18 protein-coding genes and 1 riboswitch are annotated in these 18333 nt (G+C 44.2%); of the genes, 4 read left to right on the top strand and 14 right to left on the bottom strand.

Translation table 11 applies throughout. From position 1 onward, the window contains the following. Positions 1-108 precede the first annotated feature (108 nt). Positions 109-2016: a cytochrome c/FTR1 family iron permease gene (locus MAMP_RS07575; protein ID WP_007145432.1), complete on the top strand. Its 1908-nt coding sequence runs from the start codon at positions 109-111 to the stop codon at positions 2014-2016. 47 nt (positions 2017-2063) lie between these two features. Here MAMP_RS07575 and MAMP_RS07580 read toward each other — a convergent pair whose 3' ends face one another. Continuing rightward, complete coding sequence (locus MAMP_RS07580; RefSeq protein WP_007145433.1) at positions 2064-4187, bottom strand: molybdopterin-containing oxidoreductase family protein; 2124 nt, start codon at positions 4185-4187, stop codon at positions 2064-2066. Positions 4188-4411: 224 nt separating this feature from the next. Beyond that, positions 4412-4490: riboswitch (cyclic di-GMP riboswitch) on the top strand. A 34-nt stretch (positions 4491-4524) separates the two neighbouring features. On the opposite strand from MAMP_RS07580, the gene MAMP_RS07585 reads away from it, so the two are divergent. Next, positions 4525-5025, top strand: a complete 501-nt coding sequence (locus tag MAMP_RS07585) for a hypothetical protein (RefSeq protein ID WP_007145434.1) — start codon at positions 4525-4527, stop codon at positions 5023-5025. Between the two features lie 129 nt (positions 5026-5154). Next, positions 5155-5595 carry a YqaA family protein gene (locus MAMP_RS07590; protein ID WP_007145435.1) on the top strand — a complete coding sequence of 147 codons (441 nt, stop codon included), beginning with the start codon at positions 5155-5157 and terminating at the stop codon, positions 5593-5595. A gap of 52 nt (positions 5596-5647) precedes the next feature. On the opposite strand, the gene MAMP_RS07595 is transcribed toward MAMP_RS07590, so the two are convergent. From MAMP_RS07595 to MAMP_RS07655, 13 genes are all read right to left on the bottom strand, one after another. After that, positions 5648-6373, bottom strand: coding sequence for a hypothetical protein (locus tag MAMP_RS07595; RefSeq protein WP_007145436.1), 726 nt, complete (start codon positions 6371-6373; stop codon positions 5648-5650). An 81-nt stretch (positions 6374-6454) separates the two neighbouring features. Continuing rightward, on the bottom strand, positions 6455-8071 hold the full coding sequence (locus tag MAMP_RS07600; protein ID WP_007145437.1) for an alkaline phosphatase: 1617 nt from the start codon (positions 8069-8071) through the stop codon (positions 6455-6457). Between the two features lie 145 nt (positions 8072-8216). Continuing rightward, positions 8217-10313: a type II secretion system secretin GspD gene (gene gspD / locus MAMP_RS07605; RefSeq protein WP_083821494.1), complete on the bottom strand. Its 2097-nt coding sequence runs from the start codon at positions 10311-10313 to the stop codon at positions 8217-8219. Positions 10314-10373: 60 nt separating this feature from the next. Then, complete coding sequence (locus MAMP_RS07610) at positions 10374-10952, bottom strand: hypothetical protein (RefSeq protein ID WP_007145439.1); 579 nt, start codon at positions 10950-10952, stop codon at positions 10374-10376. Continuing rightward, positions 10949-11518, bottom strand: a complete 570-nt coding sequence (gspM, locus tag MAMP_RS07615; protein WP_007145440.1) for a type II secretion system protein GspM — start codon at positions 11516-11518, stop codon at positions 10949-10951. Before gspM ends, MAMP_RS07610 begins: the two co-directional genes overlap by 4 nt. Then, positions 11508-12548: a PilN domain-containing protein gene (locus MAMP_RS07620; RefSeq protein WP_007145441.1), complete on the bottom strand. Its 1041-nt coding sequence runs from the start codon at positions 12546-12548 to the stop codon at positions 11508-11510. The genes gspM and MAMP_RS07620 overlap by 11 nt, the downstream gene beginning before the upstream one ends. Next, a complete protein-coding gene (locus MAMP_RS07625) occupies positions 12548-13366 on the bottom strand; it encodes a type II secretion system minor pseudopilin (RefSeq protein WP_007145442.1) in 819 nt (272 codons plus the stop codon). Before MAMP_RS07625 ends, MAMP_RS07620 begins: the two co-directional genes overlap by 1 nt. Then, the gene (locus tag MAMP_RS07630) at positions 13363-13989 is read right to left on the bottom strand and encodes a prepilin-type N-terminal cleavage/methylation domain-containing protein (RefSeq protein ID WP_007145443.1); all 627 of its coding nucleotides are present in this window, start codon (positions 13987-13989) and stop codon (positions 13363-13365) included. Before MAMP_RS07630 ends, MAMP_RS07625 begins: the two co-directional genes overlap by 4 nt. Continuing rightward, positions 13986-14357 (bottom strand): type IV pilus modification PilV family protein, encoded by a 372-nt coding sequence (locus MAMP_RS07635; RefSeq protein ID WP_007145444.1) that lies wholly within the window; start codon positions 14355-14357, stop codon positions 13986-13988. The genes MAMP_RS07630 and MAMP_RS07635 overlap by 4 nt, the downstream gene beginning before the upstream one ends. Then, positions 14357-14809 (bottom strand): GspH/FimT family pseudopilin, encoded by a 453-nt coding sequence (locus MAMP_RS07640; RefSeq protein WP_007145445.1) that lies wholly within the window; start codon positions 14807-14809, stop codon positions 14357-14359. The genes MAMP_RS07635 and MAMP_RS07640 overlap by 1 nt, the downstream gene beginning before the upstream one ends. A gap of 5 nt (positions 14810-14814) precedes the next feature. Next, entirely contained in the window at positions 14815-15234 is a 420-nt protein-coding gene (gene gspG / locus MAMP_RS07645) for a type II secretion system major pseudopilin GspG (protein WP_007145446.1), read from the bottom strand. 43 nt (positions 15235-15277) lie between these two features. After that, complete coding sequence (locus tag MAMP_RS07650; protein WP_007145447.1) at positions 15278-16495, bottom strand: type II secretion system F family protein; 1218 nt, start codon at positions 16493-16495, stop codon at positions 15278-15280. Then, complete coding sequence (locus MAMP_RS07655) at positions 16488-18185, bottom strand: GspE/PulE family protein (RefSeq protein ID WP_007145449.1); 1698 nt, start codon at positions 18183-18185, stop codon at positions 16488-16490. The genes MAMP_RS07650 and MAMP_RS07655 overlap by 8 nt, the downstream gene beginning before the upstream one ends. Between MAMP_RS07655 and MAMP_RS16175 the strand changes: the two genes are divergently transcribed. Then, complete coding sequence (locus MAMP_RS16175; protein ID WP_158005159.1) at positions 18169-18306, top strand: hypothetical protein; 138 nt, start codon at positions 18169-18171, stop codon at positions 18304-18306. The genes MAMP_RS07655 and MAMP_RS16175 overlap by 17 nt on opposite strands. Positions 18307-18333: the final 27 nt, after the last annotated feature.

Here is an 18333-nt window from a genome sequence, read left to right on the forward strand (position 1 = left end):
ATCATTGACTCGTAATAGTCAGTAACGTTTATAATGAGTATGATTCTCATTTAGAACTTGACTAAGTAATACATCGACTTAACAACCAAAGCTGGAGCGGTTAAAAACGTGTTTAAACTCGACCTTCGTAAAACCTCAGGTCTCATTATCAGTCTGATAATGTTCTTCTCATTTATATATACGGCTCATGCGAACGATGCTCAGAGTGATACACGTCAGCTGATGCAGATGGCTGAGTATATTGGCGCTGACTACAGTGCTGCTGTAGCTAATGGGGAAGTCATCAATGAGGCTGAATACAGTGAGATGACAGAATTTTCTGCACTTGCTGTAGAAAAAACGCGTCAACTGGAAAATGGTCAGGACGCTGTAGAAGCTGCCCTAAAATTACAAAAGGCTGTTGCTGACAAACAGAACCCGGATGTGATTCATCCTATTACGGTTGAACTGCGTAATATTCTGATCAAACTGTCACCGGCCGTTTCATTACCCAGCGAATTATTACCTCTACAGCAGGTTCAAGCCCTTTATCAGCAAAATTGTAGTGCCTGTCACGGTGCTAAGGGTCAGGGTAATGGTGAACTTGCCGCTACGCTTGATCCAACCCCAACTGATTTTACCGACAAAGAACGTGCGATGAACCGGTCTTTAATCGGTTTGTACGATGCCATTACTAATGGTATCGACGGCACAGCAATGGTCGCACTGAGCCACCTGAACGAAAAACAACGTTGGTCTCTGGCTTTTTATGCTGGCAGCATAGCGTTTCAGGATAATAAAGGTCTCGCCACTGTTCCTGCAGGTATGAGCATTCAAGACTTTGTCAGTAACAGCCCGAATACCTTATTAAACAAATATCCTACATTGGATAACCAAACCGTCGCAGAACTTCGCTCAAACCCTCAGCCACTTTTCGCTTCTAACGACCCTCTCGCCATGGCTAAACAGCAGCTTAATGCTTCTCATAAAAGCTATATGGCAGGCGAATATAAAACCGCTCAAGGCTTAGCTGTTAGTGCCTATCTTGATGGGTTTGAACTCGCTGAAAACGCGCTGGATGCATACGATCCAAAATTAAGAAAAGATATTGAAAAATCCATGATGGCGTTCAGGCAGTTAACAAGCCAGTCTGAGAAACAAGACGAACTGACCTCTTTACTTGAACAAACTAATCAACAGTTGAGCCAGGCACAAGAAATGCTCTCTGCTGATACCCTTTCCGACTCAACGCTTTTCACTGCCAGCTTGGTTATTCTGTTACGTGAAGGCTTGGAAGCCATGCTGGTTGTGCTGGCGCTGGTCACAGTATTAGTGAAAACAGAGCGTCGTGATGCAGTGAAATATGTTCATGCTGGCTGGATTTTTGCCCTGTTTGCTGGTGTAGCTACCTGGTGGGCAGCTCAAAACCTGATCAGTATCAGTGGTGCCAGCCGTGAAATTATGGAAGGTGTCGGTGCACTGATGGCCGCAGTCATTCTATTCTATGTCGGTTTCTGGATGCATAGTAAAACCAACGCCGCAGCATGGCAGGCATACATCAATCAGCATATTCACCGCCACTTAAGCACAGGTACATTGTGGGGATTAGCTGGACTGTCCTTCATTGCTGTCTATCGTGAAGTGTTTGAGACAGTACTGTTTTATCAGGCCTTAATGACGCAATCAGCAGCCTCTCAGTCAATGTCTATCGCTACCGGTTTCATAACAGCCACAGTGATATTGGCCGCATTGTTCTGGGTCATTATTAAATACTCTTTACGTTTACCTATCAGAAAATTCTTCACCTTCAGCACATACCTGATGCTGGCACTGTCCTTTGTTCTGATTGGTAAAGCTGTCGCGGCATTGCAAGAAGCTGATTTAATCAGCATATCGTCTTTCCCAATTGACTTTACCTTATCCTGGATTGGCGTTTATTCCACATGGGAAGGATTAGCAGCGCAATTGGCTATTCTGATTCTGTCAGTATTGATTTTGATAGGCATCAGGCCTTTCGGCAACAGAGAAACAGCCTAAAATTCAACATAAAAAAGCCCGCTTTCGCGGGCTTTTTTTCGAAATGTTCAGGCTGACAAAGCAACCTGAACCAAATTATCTGTAAACGTAGGTGCATGGCCCATATCCACAAACTCAGCCGAGCTGACACAATTCACTGTGCCGTTATTTAATTGTCGCCAATATCCGAGTGTTGCCACCACAATACCGGGACTGACATCATCTGTAATTTGAGCTAAAGCCTTAAACATCCCTCTATCGTTGAATACAGAAACCACATCACCACTCTGAATATTTCTCAAATCCGCATCAATAGGACTTATCATCACAAACTGTTCACCCTGACCTTTAATCTTATTCTCCATATTGGCATAACAAGAATTAAGGAAACCATGACTTTTCGGCGAAATAATATTGAGTGGATATTTTTCTGCTAACTGAGGGTTTGCCTCGGGTATTTCCCGTGATGACACATAATCAGGCAGACTGTCTAAGGCCTCACCAGGCTGAAAGCCGTCATACATTTGTCGGAAAGGTCCGGCGACAAAATTGGTGGCACCTTTAATTTCCAGCTCACACTTACCACTGGGTGTGGGAAAATTACCCTCACGATGTGGGGCACGATCATCTTTTGTGCCGACCTTTAATTTGGCAAAACCATGTTCACGCAAATAAGCCAAATCGATGCCTTCGCAGGCTGGCGAGTCCCAATCAACATAGTTTTCCAGACATTCGCTATCTGACCAGCTAAAGTTCTCTTCTTGGTAGCCCATTCTGGCTGCCAGACGTCTGAATATCTCATTATTGGGAATAGCTTCACCCGGCGAATCCACACATTTTTCGTTATAGGTAAGATATAGATGTCCCCATGACAGCACCATATCTTCCATCTCCGCTCCCATCGAAGCTGGCAAGACAATATCAGCGAAAGAGGCGGTATCAGATAAGAAATGCTCTGCCGCCACCAGGAAAAGGTCTTCCCGCATTAAGCCTTCGACAATTTTATTAGTTTCAGCCGCCTGAGTGACAGGATTAGCATTCCAGCACATCATCGATTTTATGGGCGTATCGAGTTTCAGTTCCCCAGTCAAAGCACGTCCTATCTGAATTGCATTGACCACTGGCGTGCCTTCAGGAATAAGATCGGGACGACAAATCACATCAAATTTATAGGGGTGCTCCCATACCGGGAACTGCAAAGCACCGCCGCCGACATGCCGCCATGCGCCGGTTAATGCTGGCAAACAAGTAATCGCACGGATGGCCTGACCACCACCATAGTTGCGTTCAACCGCTACCCCAAGGCGAATTGCAGCAGGTTGAGTCGTGGCAAACTCACGGGCAAATTGACGGATATCATCCGCGGAAATCCCCGTGATAGTCGCAGCCCATTCAGGTGTTCTGGTCTTGGCTCTTTCTGCCAAGGCATCAAAACCAACGGTGTAGTTGTCAATATAGTCCTGGTCCTGTAAACCTTCTTTAATGATGACATGCATCATCGCCATGGCTAGTGCACCATCGGTACCGGGTTTTGGCGCGATATGCCAGTCAGCCTCTTTAGCGGTTTTGGATTTATACGGATCAATCACCACCACCTTGGCACCATTTTTCTGTGCATCTTTCACGATATGCCAGTGATGAACATTGGTGCTGACAGAGTTACAGCCCCAGATAACGATGTATTTAGAATGAATAAAACTCTCGGGATCGACACCTGCAGTCGGCCCTACAGTCAGTAACCAGGCCGTGCAGGAACCTTCTCCACAAAAAGTACGTTCGCAAACAGTTGCCCCCATTTTGTTAAAAAAGGCATCGCCACCATTCAGGCCATGAACTAAGCCCTGATTACCCAAATAACTATAGGGAATAATGGCATGAGGTCCATACTCATCAATAATTGCTTTCCAGCGCGTGGTAATTTCATCCAGTGCCTCATCCCAGCTAATACGCTCAAACTGACCACTGCCTTTGGGACCGCTACGTCGCATCGGATACAACAGACGATCCGGATGGTAGTGACGCTTTTCATAGTCTTTGAGTTTGACGCATAAGCCGCCACGCGTCATCGGATGTTCTTTATTGCCTTTGACTGAAGTTAATTGACCGTTTTCCACCTCATAGACCATCGAACAGGTATCCGGACAATCATGTGGACAGCCTCCATGATGCGTCGTTTTTAGTACGCTTGCCATATTGCTCTCTCCTCTCTGATATGTATTTTTTTATTATTATTTTCAGACTATACACCAGTTTAAAACGGGAAATATGCCCGTTAATTTACTCAAGATAATTGATAGAAATTTTATTTAAATCAAATACTCACTCTGACATTTTCTTGTAATAGAGCCTCTATACACTTAGCCGCAGATGAATAATTAACTACTTGAGCAATTGAGTGGTTTATCACTTTCATCCTTTTAATCGAAGCCAAACTCGTCGTGAGGCGGGGTCGGAAAGCTACAGGTCTTCCAAGTGAAGATGGCTGGGTTGCATTGCTTGTTTTTTCACTCTAAACATAAGGGAATTTTTATGAAAAAAGCGATGCTATTTGTCATAGCACTATTTTTCTCTGTTGCGGCTAATGCAGCAACACTTAACTTAACAAAAGGTGACTCAGCTTTCACCAACAATGCTAGTCAGGAAATTGATCTTGCTAGTGGTAGTACAGTATTAGCAAGTGGGACTACAGGTAATGGCGCATGGGAATCTTCGTTCAGTTTATTTACTAATGACGCAACACCAGTAGTTATTGAATGGTCATTTAATCCAGAGTCTAATCTTGATGATGCAACTATTGCATTTGGTGTTTTAGGTGGTGCTATTCAAAATTTCAACATTACTGGTGATTTCAGTTTCACAGCGATATTAACTGCAGGTCTGACATATGTGTTGGATATCTATGACGCAACGGGTAAAGCTTTAAATTACAGCCTATCAGTTTCAGCAGTACCTGTTCCTGCAGCACTTTTCTTATTCGCACCAGTTTTATTAGGTTTCTTAGGCTTTCGTAAAAAAGCGATTGCAGCCTAAACCCATCTTTAGAAAATCACCGTTCAATATTAGGGAGCTTCGGCTCCCTTTTTTTATGTATGATTCAATATTTCCTGGGAGAGTATCAGTTTGACTTCTCCACCATCACGCCATCGAGTAACCGCCTGAATGGATTATTTTGTTAGCTTGGGTTATCCCGGTCTCTTTATCTCAGCCTTTTTATCTGCAACACTACTGCCACTTAGCTCTGAATTGGTTCTGAGCACACTATTAATCAAAGGACTATCACCGAGTTTGCTCATCACCACAGCCACCGTGGCAAATGTGCTTGGCTCAATGCTGAATTATGCTTTAGGTTATTGGGCCAGTTCTGCAGTTATAAAAAAATGGTTACGGATATCAGAAAGCGATATTAGAAAAGCGGAAAACCGATTTAAGAAATATGGCCTTATTTCCCTGTGTTTTGCCTGGTTGCCCATCATTGGTGATCCATTAACTGTTATGGCAGGTCTCATAAAAATACATCTAGGCTGGTTTGTCGTGTTAGTCACAGCAGGTAAGTTGATTCGCTATATTGTCATCAGTCAGGTAGCACTGTCACTAAATTAAAAAACCCCGTTTCAGAGACTGAAACAGGGTTTTAACTGGGTTACACTTTTACTCAATGATGATGTGGATGACCGATATCCTCACCTTCACTATTATAAAAACCGGATGGACCATGGTCGATATACCCCTGGTTAATCATCTTCGCAATAAACGGATCTGATTCACTATCACCAATATCGGCATAATCTGTTGTCTGATAATCATCACGCATTCTAAAGCTGGCATTAACAGCGCTTTCATCTTTAATCAGTTTCGTTAACTGCCATGTTTGAATGTGACTGTCAGCGGTATTTTTCCAGCTTTTCACTAATGATAAAGCAGGTAACCATTCAAGTTGGAGATGGCTATCACCTTCTGTTAACTGATAAGTTTCGACTTTGTCACAGGCTTCACCCGAAGTTGATACCAGTGTCATATTATTTTTCAACTTGTCTGTAATCAACTCATGCACTTGTTGCCATTGACTATCAGCATTAGCGTACTTCACCTCGCCCGGCTGATACTCGATAGCATGTTGCTCCTTATCAAAAAAACGTACCATTCTTAACTGGCCATTATGGGTGTATTCCCACATATCGGTAACACCCGTCTGGGTAAACTGATTACTAACACGGCCATGTTGACGCCACAACATCATCGTTGCCGTTTTATTAGAGTCACTGTCAGTCATTTCGTACGTTGCACCTAATAACTCAGGATCGATTGAACAACTCTCGCTCGCCTGAACTAGTAACGGAGAAGTGACTAACACCAGACTCGCTAATAAATGATATTTCATCTGTATAACCTTCATCGTGTTGATTTTATCCAAACGAAAAAGGGGTGGACTCACGCCCACCCCTCTCTTTTTCGTGTGATGTTACTTAATCGCTTTTTCTGCTTTGATTTCCAAACGTGCCGCTTGATTCATGATGTGATAAATCAAGTTTTGTTCATTCACTCCTGTTACCGCACTTGCACCAGGACCTGTCGCAAAAATGGCTACATCTTCACCTGCATGTGTTTCAGAATCTAATGGAATCAATGCTTCTTGATGGTATCCAGATAATTCAGTATCCACAGCAGTTAAATCTTTACGACCAGTATCAGGACCTGCGCTATAGCTCGCATCAGCATCTGTTTCATTACCTAAGTCACGGAAACCAAGACCGTTGGTGTAACCCAGAGTGGTATAAGGTTTACCATCAGCAGCTAATGCAGGCTCATTTGAACCAACGCTGACCACTTTACCTAAGATAGGATTACCACGTTTTGGATAACCCGCCATTGTGAATACATGGCTATGATCCGCAGTCACGATAATCAATGTTTCTTCAGGGTTAGTGTTTTCTAATGCTGTTTTAACCGCATGAGCAAACTCAATAGTTTCATTTAAAGCACCATGTGCATTACCCGCATGATGAGCATGGTCAATACGACCTGATTCCACCATTAAGAAGAAACCACTATCGTTCTTGTTCAATACTTTAATAGCTTTTTCCGTCATTTCAGATAATGAAGGTTCACCGGCAATGTCATTGCCACGGTCAGCTTCATATTGCATATGTGATTCATTAAACAGAGCAAAGATTTTATCGGTTTTCGCTGGGTCAATCGCATCAAATCCTGCTTTATCATAAACATACTTACCTGTTGGGTAAGTTGTTTGCCATTCAGCAACTAAGTTACGACCATCTGTTCTGTCACCTTCAACTGAGCTGACTGCATCAGGGCTATTAAAGGCAGGATTTTTTGGTAAGAAGTGACGACGACCACCACCCATAGCGACTTCGATACCGTTAATACGTTTTGCTGTTGGATAACGATTTTTCAGGTTGCTTTCAAATTCAACCAATTGTTTGGCAATATCTTTACAGGGTAAGCCACGGCGGGTAACTGACGCAGGCATATCTGAAACGTCTTCCCAGTCACGATCCACTGATTTTGCATAAGTCGCTGCAGGTGTGGCGTGAGTGATACGTGCTGTTGTGACGATACCTGTTGATTTACCAGCGATTTCAGCCAGCTCAAGCGCTGTCACCAGTTCATGGCCGTTCATTGTTGAACACACACCACGGTGAACATCTTCACCAATACCAATGATACCGGCATCTGTTTTAACACCACTCATCATGGCCGTCATCGTACCAGCAGAGTCAGGTGTTTGAGCATCAACGTTGTATGTTTTTGCCAGGCCTGTGAACGGAAATGTTTCAAAGATCAGGCGGTTTTCTTCACCTGGTTTGCCATTTAACTGGCCTTCTAAAATACGGGCAGCTGTAATAGTAGAAATGCCCATACCGTCACCGACAAATAAAATCACATTTTTTGCTTTGTGTGCATTTTTATAAGCTGGTTTGTTATCCATTTTTTCAACAGCGTCGGTATACCAGTCACTGTTAACTTGATAATCAGTTAGAACAGGTTGTTTAGCATAAGCTGTTACGCTTAATGCTAAAGTTGCTGCACCCAATAATAAAGGTAGCTTGTTTGACATGTGTCTCTCCCATAAGACAATTTAAAGTGTTTGGTTGGCTAACGGATACAGCGTAATTGTTATTGATGACATCCAAGTTAAGCATTGATGACAATTATGTGAACTGAGTCACATTCGCCCCAGAAACCAGACTGAGGTATGAGTTTTATATTTTCCCTGAGACAGATGCCGGGATTTCTTCTATTGTCAGCATTTTGTTTCTTAACTCTTCGGTTACCGCCTGCGCCGATGTGCGGTCTCGAATCACTCTTGGTGTGATTAATACCAATAGTTCCGTTCTTCTCACCGCGTCTGAGGTTTGCCCGAATAAATACCCTAAAACCGGTAATTTATGTAGTCCTGGTACGCCGCTGTCATTATTGGTTTTGCTGTCCTGAATTAAGCCACCAAGCACAATGGTTTCACCAGAATTGATAGCAACCACACTTTCAATTTCTCGTTGCTGGATGGTGGGGGCGTCAATCGTCGAGGTGGTTGTTTGCACGGCATTACTGACTTCCTGACGTATTTCCATAGTAACAAGACCACTATTATTGACACGTGGTAATACGGTTAACGACACACCAGTTTTACGAAAATCAATTTCATTGACTGTTGGTGCAGTGGCATCAGTATTACTCACTGATTGTCGGGTGGGGATAGGAATCTCATCACCAACATTGATTTTGGCAGGTTGGTTATCCAACACCATCAAAGACGGCGACGATAAAACATTCAATTTTGATTGAGCGGCAAGTGTATTCAACGCAAAGCGGACATTGCTTAAGCTGTCCACCACGGTAAACGAAAAGCCCGGTGTTTTAGCATTAATGCCAGAATTACCTAAATCCAGTTGACTATTACCTTGCTTGCTACCTATACCATTTTTAAAAAACCACTCCACACCAAAATTAAGCTCATCTGATAAGGTGACTTCAATTATGCTGGCTTCAATTAATACCTGCATCGGCACGGTATCAAGCTGTTTAATCGTACGCTCAATCATGTCGTAATCTTTGGCTGTAGCCATAATTACCAGCGCATTACGCACATCATCGGCAATAATATCGACCTCATCATTTAAAAAACGCGCTTTATTCGCTTGAGATGCAGATAAGCTCTGGTCTGGATTATTTAATGTTGTCTGTGTTGAGCCCAAATGGACTTGGGTTTCACCTGGGGCCAGTGTTTGTTTTTCTGTCTTAGAATCTGCCAGCTGTTGGATATTGGCACCAAACACCTGAGCCAGAACATCCGCCAGCTGCTTCGCCTTGGCATTCTGGACTTTATAGACATACAGTTGCTGTTTACCTAGATTCGAAGCCATATCTAAGCGCTCAACCCAACGTTCCACATTTAACAGCGATGCTCGGTTTGCACTGATCGCTAAAATACTATTAAGACGATTAATAGCCATTAAGCGCACGGGACCATTAGCTGACGGCTCATTATTGTCTGCCGCAGCTGTTAACAGAATAGTTTCCAATTCACGCTGAATGTCGTTCACAGAAGCATTTTTTATTGGATAAATACCGACAGACATCCCCGCCAGCCAGTCGACATCAAACACAGAAATCGTCTGCGTCAGTGTTTGCACATCCTGTTGATTGCCACGTAATAAAACCAGATTACGCTTTTGATCAACTTGGATATCGGTATCCTTCCCAGCATAAGGCATTAAAATCTTCGCCATTTCAGCAGCACTGATATAACGCAGAGGGATGACATGCACCCCATAACCTGACTGGGTATTACCTGATGTACGGGATAATGCCTGATCGGATGCCACCACCTGATAAAAGTCATGGTTCACCATTAATCGAGCATTATTCATTGCCAATACACTTTCCAGCATCGGCAATACTGCTTCTTTTGCGATGGGACTTGGTGTTTGAATAGTGACTTGCCCTGTTAGGTTTTTATCCATTGAGTAATTCACTGCCAAAATTTCGCCTAATACAACACGGACAAAATCAGCCAGCGCGACGGCTTCAAAATTGAGCGTAATATCGTTGTGTTCAGCATTGCTAGAAAACTGCTGGCGAGGAATTTGCGATGTGGGATTGTCTCCATAAACCACCGTTTTCTGCAGCGGTTTCGTATCATCTGAAGATGTAATGTGCTGACTGATAGGCGTAGTTGAAACGGGGGTATTGACACTATTGCCTGCCAGTTTGGCTGGCTGTTGTACTTTGGTGCCAGTCAGATGCTGACACCCCGCCAGCACTATTAACGATACGACTATTGCTGCTAGCCTAATCATGTGTTTGTATCACTCGCTTATTGAATTCATAACCGACAAGCATATGAAATGAATGTGACATTATTGATACGGATCGTCATCCAAGGTAGTGCCGGATACAAAAGTGGGCGAACTTTCCCGCTCAGTTGTGATGACATCTGTAGAAATCGTAGTTGCTAATGACGGTTTTTGCGGATTAAACAACATCACACGACGCCGCTTATCGGCTTTACTGAATACGGCTGCTATCGATGAAATATCCTCTAATGTCCAGCCATCCAGCTCATCGTTTAGCTGTAAATGTTTCACCTTGTTGGTTTTATCATCTGTCATTAATACCGTTGACGAGTTTTCACTTATGGCCACCGCTGAGAGACGATAATGATTTAAAAATATGGTGTGTTCAGTCGGCTCCGCGGTTTGCTGTATCGATGCCTCTACAGAACGGCTTGATGAGAAAATCGCCTGGGTTAACAAAGCATCAGTAGCAGACGGTGACGGTAAATTAATAACAGTGCTCTGCTTATCAGACAAAGTCTGCTGACGGTTAACCGGAGCATCAGTAACAGCAGGTTCAGCATGAGCATGTCTGTACTCGATTGCCACACTCACCATTGATAAAATGATTAGCAGCCATGAGCTAATAACAACCCAGCTCATGATGCCTTCTCCGTTTTCTCTGTTTGATAAAAGCCGGTCATCATGGTTTGTACTTCAAGCTGGGGGGATGATGACTGAGTGTTATCGTCATTCACCACAATAGATAATTCATCAATGAGCAGTAACGGTTGCTGTGATTCAATACGGGATAAAAAGGCCACTAGACCTTTCAAATCGGTCTGGAACTGAAGACGTAACTGAATCTGGTCAAAGCCTTTGTCCTGCTCGACAAGCGTCGTCTCGGCACTCATTTTAGTCAGGCCCAAGTCATCCAGATGTTTAGCTACCAATGACTGCATTTGTGCAGCCATCAAGGCTTTTGATTCACCATGAAATAAAAAGCGATCTGCCAACTGCCTCGTTTCATCCTCAGTCAGCAATACTGATGGTTGTTCTAACTGACGCGATAATTTTTGCTGCATAAATCGAGTCTCTTCCAGTGCACTGGTGTAGTGCTGCCGAACAGACAAGGCCGGATTGATAATCACCAGCCAGAAAAATACAATGACCAGAATGAGTACTGACCAAGCTAGTGCCGGATAAAAACGTGATAGCTCAGCTCGCATCGGTGGCTCGCTTCATGGTGATAAAAAGCCTTTCTTTGCCCAGTTGCTTATCAAAGGTCACAGGCGCCTTGAAAGTCACGTCGGTAAATTGTTTTGTCTTAGCTAATAAGGAAAGCAGTGTGGTTGCTGATGTCGACACGCCCTGAATCTCAATGGTGTTGTCTCTGACCTGGAAGCGTCTTACCCAGGTGTCTTTTGGCAACACCTCACTCAGGGTATTAAGCACAGCTAACCACTGCTGCTGTCGTTGTTGCTCTGCTAACTCACGAAATTGTGCCAGCGTATATTCACCATGTTGTTGCTTCTTCACATCATGCATTGCCTTTGTACGTAAAGCCGTCAGACTTTTTTGTTGCTGTTGCAGCTGGGTTTCATAAAAAGACAAGGGCAGATAAAGCGCACAAAGTAGGCAGACCAGGGCCGATGCGGGCCAAACATACGCTGACCATGCGTTTTTTGAAGACAGTGAACCTAATAAATTCACCCGATCACGATATAGACTGTCTTGAACAGACACCCTGTCGATACTAATGCCTAAAGGTTTCAGGCGTTGTTGATGCTGTTCGATATCTTCACGCAGCATGACAAACAAGCGAAGCTGAATCAGCTCCGGATCGTCTTGTTCTTCCAGCTCAACCCAGTCAAAGCTCACCTGCTCGGCCTGAAAAGGCGTGAACTTATCCATTTCAAAGCACAATAGCTCGGCAATATTGTGTTTTGCTGAACGTGGAATCGTTAGTTGACGAGACAATACTTGCTGTTCATCAAGCAATAAGACACTCTTGTTCGGACTCGTTTTTTTAGGCAGGGTGAGCTTATCAGCACGCTTTGTTGTGGCTTGCCAACGAATGTCATCTCCAGCCTTAGACCATAGCGTTAACTGATAACGATCCTCATGGAAGCTGATACATAATCGTCGACGGCGAATATCAGTTTGATATTGCCAGCGTTTAGGCAGCCCAGCATTAAGCTGTGACAACCACCATTTCCAGGCAGACGCAATGCCTTGTCTGAGTTGTTGCCAGAACATCAGGACTCAACTCCTGTGATAGCCTGCCAGGACAAAATTGCATAATCCTTGGTTTGCTCCGGATTCAGCAATACCGCCACTTTCAGACTCGCCACACTTTTTTTAACCTCGGCGCGACTGATGATGACAAAACAACGACCGGCGGGAAGTCGTTGTAATTGATCATTAGGCAGTTCACTAAGACGTTTCCGCTCATTTTCACTGTAGAGACTTACTGGTAGTACAGATAAGTTAAGACCCGATTGTTGAGAATACACCGTCATCAACGGGGCTATCTTTTGATAATTCTGCTCGTCCATCGACAACAGCAAACGCAGCTCTTCAAGACTATTAAAAGCGGCATTTTTGGGTGAGTTATCTCGCCCGGCAGATCGGTAATGTAAACGTTCAGCTCCGGCGGGGAGACGTTCACTATCACGGTCACGCCAATCAACAATTTGATCGGCATATTGTTCAGCCGCATGTGAAGACCAGCCTTTTATTTTTAATACGGAAGTGATTAATTCAGCCGGGGCGTAATTAACATCAAGCAATCCATTTTGGTCCTGAATCTGGAGAAATAAGGTGCCTTTATCCGTCATCATCTTGTACCGGGTGCCATTGGTCAGTCTGTCACTACGCTCATCAACTAATGCTTGGATCACCTGCCACACGCCATCCATTGCCAGATATTTACTTGCCAACGCCTCCTGCTGCTGTTTGATTTGTTGCGTTTCAATACGCATGGTTTGGCTAAAACTCACGGCTAAAATCATCAAAAGCGCGATCATCCAGAGCACGATCAATAACGCTGCACCTTGCTGTTTGACTGAGCTCATGAGTCACTACGCTGCACACTGAGATGATCCCGCATCCGCGTCACCTGGGCAGGCAAAGACACCACGATTGGATATTTTTCTGCCTGGTTTTTCTGTGCCAGAGTCATTGAAATCATTGGCGGTAGTTTCTGACTTTTTCGCCAGGCTGAATGCCATTTTGGTGTGATGTTGTTATGAAGTTCTGCATAGGAAAAATCCAATGATGCCACGCCATTTAACAGCGTAATCTGCTGAATATCCTTATGATTTTTAAGCAGACTCAGTAATGGCTGATAATTCATCACCAATTGGTTTTCTTTAAGCATCAACTCAACCCAATACAGACTGTTACCACCGGCATGAGCAGGTAAAGTAGAGACAAATCCAAGCTGATGTTTTGCTCCTGAAAATAACACAGGATGTGAGGTGCCCTGATTCATCACAATCGGTGATGTCTGACTGATAAGTCTCCTGACAAACTGAATCACCAGCCGGATATCATCATTCATTTGCACCTGATCAATGCCAGACTGAGTCTGTCCACTGAGCGTACGTGAGGCACTGAACAACAAACCCAGCATAATCGTCATCAAACTGATGGCAATAAGCATCTCCAACAAGGTAAAACCTGACTGTTTTTTCATGGTGTGGCCTTGCTGACAGGCACTAACGTAGAAAGATGTACATGGTACGGTTTACCTGAACGTTGCCATGACACATTGGCGCTGACCTCTCTCAATGGTAGTTTTGATTGCATATTGCCGTTTGTCGGCTGAATCGTTAACTGCCAATGAAACTGCTTCTCGGTGATGCCAGATTGTTGTGTTCCACTGGTTTGATATGTCGCCTGAGCAATCAATGACTCTGCAATCGTTGTCGCCACGTTGTAATCATTGCCTAAGCGTATAACCTGCTGGCCTTTTGCATATAACTGAAACAGGATGACTAAAGACACACTCATCAAACTAAAAGCCACCAGTAACTCAAGTAAACTAAAACCACGCTGTTTCATCACATTGGCAACTGTTTACTTAACTGAATTTGCCCGGTCACCCAGTTCACATCGATGCCATAGGCATAATGTTTGTCTGTCAGCACTAATTGACCGCCACTACTACTGCCATCGGCATAAAAAACAATGCTTCCCTGGTTCTTTGCATTTGTCCGGTCTGCTACATAGGCATCCAGATTTGTGCTCGCCGCCAGTTGCATACGCTGATTGTTGTGAGCAATTTGTTGGTTGGTGACATTCAGCTCAACGTATTGCGTTTGTTGAGTCAGCATCGCTTCATTGCGGGCTTGCCGCATTAACAACACTAAGCGCTGAGATTCCGCATACAGACTATGGTGTTCCATCACCGGACGAAATAACGGAGGTAATAAAGTCATCAGCATGACCATCAGCGTCATCACGACTAATAGCTCAATTAAGGTAAAGCCTTTTGCTATTGCCGAGCGTGACAATATTGTTACTCCCAGCTATTGATATCTTGATCGTCACCACTACCACCCTGCTGATTATCGGCACCTAATGAATACAAGTCATAGTCACCATATTTACCGGGTGAAACATAATGATAGGCATGCCCCCAGGGATCGACTGGGACTTTTTTCTTTTTGAGATAAGGGCCATTCCAGCCAGAGAGATCAGCCGACTTTTCAATCAGTGCATTTAAACCTTGAGCAGAAGTGGGATACACGCCCATATCCAGATAGTAGATATCAAGTGAGGCTTGCAGGTCAGCGATCTGTAACACAGCCGTATCAGCTTTCGCCCCACCTAACTGTTTCATCACTCTAGGACCGACCAGACCGACCAGCAAAGCTAAGATAGCCAGCACCACCAGCAATTCGATAAGACTAAAACCACGATTATTTTTTTTCATCATCAGCGGAATATAACCACTAAAAATGAAACTTTAATGACAGGCACTAACGGACCAAATCATTTAGTCCTAACATCGCCAGCATAATAGAAATAATGATGACACCAATAATGCCACCCAAACCAATGATTAATACAGGTTCAACCAGGCTTAATAATTGTTTGGTCCTGTCTTCGACTTGCAGTTGATAGGCTTTTGCCACCTTGCTGAACATCGGCTCCAACTGGCCGGTTTGTTCGCCGATTTCTACAAGCTCTGTTAACAGACTTGGAAAACAGGAAAACGACTTTAATGCTTTGGCAAGCGAACTGCCATGGCTTACTTGCTTCGATACTTCAGCCAATGCCTGTTTAATTTTGCCATTATTAATCGCACCGGATGCCATATTCACGGCTTCAATTAAGCCAACACCATGAGTCAACATCGACGCCATACTCTGAGAAAAGCGGCCAATATTCACAACGGTTATCAGTGAACCTATTATCGGTAATTTGAGTATTTTGCCATCCAGCCAAACCTTACCTGCTGGATGCTTTTGTATACCATCCACAGCCAGAGCCATCACAATAAATATCACTAAAGGTAGCCACCAGCTCTGCTCAAAAAAATGAGCAACGGCAAATACCTGTTGTGTCAGCCAGGGAATCGTTTGCTCCGCCCCCTCAAATAAGGGTACAAACTTAGGAATAACGTAGGTCATCATCATCACAATCGATAATATCGACATAACCAGTAATATCATGGGATAGCTTAGTGCCGACATCAGTTGTCGACGCAATGAGGCCATTGTTTCCTGGTAATAAGCCAACTCATTCATCACCTGGGGTAAATGTCCACCCGTCTCACCCGCCAGCACCATATTGATATGTAAATCAGTGAAACGTTGTCCCTGAGCGGCCATGGCTTTTGCCAGACTATCACCAGCGGCTACTCCCTGATGCAAGGCAGACAGCGTCTCTTTTAATGGTGTTGAACTTGTCAGTCTTTCCATGCGTTTTAATGACTGATCTACCGGCAGGCCTGCATCAAGCAAGGTAGCCAGCTCACTGAAAAAGGTGAGTAACAATGTTTGTGATAGCGGTGCTTGCGGCTTTTTTCTTTGTAGATTGAATGAACCTGTCAGCCACGACTGTTGGCTGATGGAGACCGGAACATAGCCTGACTGACGCAGGAATTGCACCACGGCAGTCTGATCGACTTCCTCTTTACTGCCGGTGATCATCTCGCCTTTGGCGGATAAAGCTTTATAAACAAACTTAGTCATGTGTATGGTCAGACTGAGTTAACCGTAACACTTCATCAACACTGGTCATGCCAGCTAACACCAAGCGAAAGCCGTCCTGTTTCAGCGTCTGCATACCCTGCTCAATCGCCTTCTGTTCAATAGTTTTGGCATCGGCTTTTTGTAATATCAATTGGCGGATGGCATCCGTCATAATCAATAATTCACTGATCATGGTGCGTCCGTGATAGCCACTATTTTGACAAGCATCACAGCCAACAGCGCGATAAAACCTCGCCTTGTCATCAAACGGAATCGAATCTGGGATGAGGGTACCCCAAGTACTTTCATTAATTGGCATTTGTTCACGACACGACAAACACAGGCGACGAACCAAACGCTGCGCCATCACTGCATTCAGCGATGCGGCCAGTAAATAATGCTCCAGTCCCATATCCAAACAGCGTGTTACCGCACTGCTGGCATCATTAGTGTGCAGCGTTGAAAACACCAAATGGCCGGTTAATGCTGATTGAATGGCTATTGAGGCGGTTTCTTTATCCCGCATTTCACCAATCATCAGTACATCCGGATCTTGCCTCACCAGCGCACGAAGCGCTTCGGCAAAACCTAGGCCGATACGCGGTTTGACCTGGATCTGGTTGATGCCAGTGAGTTGATATTCAATCGGGTCTTCGACGGTTAGTATTTTTTTCTCTTCGGTATTTAATTGCTGCAAAGCAGAATATAAGGTCGTGGTTTTACCACTGCCGGTGGGGCCCGTCACCAGAATAATGCCGTGTGGTTGTTTAATTTGTTTTATCAGCCCGTTTAATGATTGGGGTGACAAGCCCAGTTGCTGAATATCCAGCGTCACCTTCTGTTTATCAAGCAAACGAATCACAATACTCTCACCGTGCAGTGTGGGCGTGGTGGAAACACGGCAATCTATCAAACGACCATCAGCATGAATTTGCAGCCGACCATCTTGCGGCAGCCGTCGTTCAGCAATATTCAGCTCTGCCATTATTTTGATACGGGATATTACGGCAGCACTGGATTTAACAGGTGGAGAATCGAGCTGCTTTAATACACCATCCATGCGATAGCGAACCGCCAAATGATGCTCAAAAGGTTCTATGTGAATATCAGAGGCATTAAGCTCAACAGCCTTATTGAGCAACGAGTTAACCAGCTTCACCACGGGCTCTTGTGATGCCATATCTTTCAGGCGATTAACCAGTGAGGAATCATCATCGGCATCTGTGAGTGTGCGATCAGAATGAGCAACACGCTTATCCTGCTGCTCAGCATGCCATTGGTGGTATAACTGCTTAAATTCACTCTGAGTAATCACCAGCCTTTTTACCCGTTTCTTAGTTAGCTGGGCTATCGACCGACAAGCAAAGCTATCTTCCGGATTCACCATGGCAAGCGTGAGTTCAGCCTCGTCGATAAAAACAGGCAAACATTCCGCTTCTTGCAGAAATCGTGTGGCTATCTCATGCGATGGTGCTTCGCTTGGCAACGTTTTGATGTCACACTTTTCTATGCCATGCGACTTCACATACGCCGATACCATCTGTTGTTCAGAAATTAATCCTAAGCTGACCAGCAAAGACGGATTCTGCATTAATTGCTGTTTATGAAACGATTCAGCCGTATTAAAAGAAAAGCTATCCACCAGATGGTTATCGAGTAAAAATGGAATCACCTTGGATGAATGGGTCATGCTCGCTGCTGTCATTGGCTTTATGCAGTTGGATTACAATCCTGAAAGTCAACCACAGCGTGATGTCAAAACGATGACAAAAAATCAAAAAGCATTTGATTCTAAAGTGTTATGGCAATAGGCCGATATAAGAATTATGTGAACTATT

The organism is Methylophaga thalassica MP (genome assembly GCF_000214595.1).
GTDB classification, from domain to species: Bacteria; Pseudomonadota; Gammaproteobacteria; order Nitrosococcales; family Methylophagaceae; genus Methylophaga; species Methylophaga thalassica.

Excerpts from the sequence above, each read along its gene's own strand:
- MAMP_RS07580 (WP_007145433.1), bottom strand. The coding sequence starts at position 4,187 with ATGGCAAGCGTACTAAAAACGACGCATCATGGAGGCTGTCCACATGAT.
- MAMP_RS07585 (WP_007145434.1), top strand. The coding sequence starts at position 4,525 with ATGAAAAAAGCGATGCTATTTGTCATAGCACTATTTTTCTCTGTTGCG.
- MAMP_RS07590 (WP_007145435.1), top strand. The coding sequence starts at position 5,155 with ATGGATTATTTTGTTAGCTTGGGTTATCCCGGTCTCTTTATCTCAGCC.
- MAMP_RS07595 (WP_007145436.1), bottom strand. The coding sequence starts at position 6,373 with ATGAAATATCATTTATTAGCGAGTCTGGTGTTAGTCACTTCTCCGTTA.
- MAMP_RS07600 (WP_007145437.1), bottom strand. The coding sequence starts at position 8,071 with ATGTCAAACAAGCTACCTTTATTATTGGGTGCAGCAACTTTAGCATTA.
- gspD (WP_083821494.1), bottom strand. The coding sequence starts at position 10,313 with ATGATTAGGCTAGCAGCAATAGTCGTATCGTTAATAGTGCTGGCGGGG.
- MAMP_RS07610 (WP_007145439.1), bottom strand. The coding sequence starts at position 10,952 with ATGAGCTGGGTTGTTATTAGCTCATGGCTGCTAATCATTTTATCAATG.
- gspM (WP_007145440.1), bottom strand. The coding sequence starts at position 11,518 with ATGCGAGCTGAGCTATCACGTTTTTATCCGGCACTAGCTTGGTCAGTA.
- MAMP_RS07620 (WP_007145441.1), bottom strand. The coding sequence starts at position 12,548 with ATGTTCTGGCAACAACTCAGACAAGGCATTGCGTCTGCCTGGAAATGG.
- MAMP_RS07625 (WP_007145442.1), bottom strand. The coding sequence starts at position 13,366 with ATGAGCTCAGTCAAACAGCAAGGTGCAGCGTTATTGATCGTGCTCTGG.
- MAMP_RS07630 (WP_007145443.1), bottom strand. The coding sequence starts at position 13,989 with ATGAAAAAACAGTCAGGTTTTACCTTGTTGGAGATGCTTATTGCCATC.
- MAMP_RS07635 (WP_007145444.1), bottom strand. The coding sequence starts at position 14,357 with ATGAAACAGCGTGGTTTTAGTTTACTTGAGTTACTGGTGGCTTTTAGT.
- gspG (WP_007145446.1), bottom strand. The coding sequence starts at position 15,234 with ATGATGAAAAAAAATAATCGTGGTTTTAGTCTTATCGAATTGCTGGTG.
- MAMP_RS07650 (WP_007145447.1), bottom strand. The coding sequence starts at position 16,495 with ATGACTAAGTTTGTTTATAAAGCTTTATCCGCCAAAGGCGAGATGATC.
- MAMP_RS07655 (WP_007145449.1), bottom strand. The coding sequence starts at position 18,185 with ATGACCCATTCATCCAAGGTGATTCCATTTTTACTCGATAACCATCTG.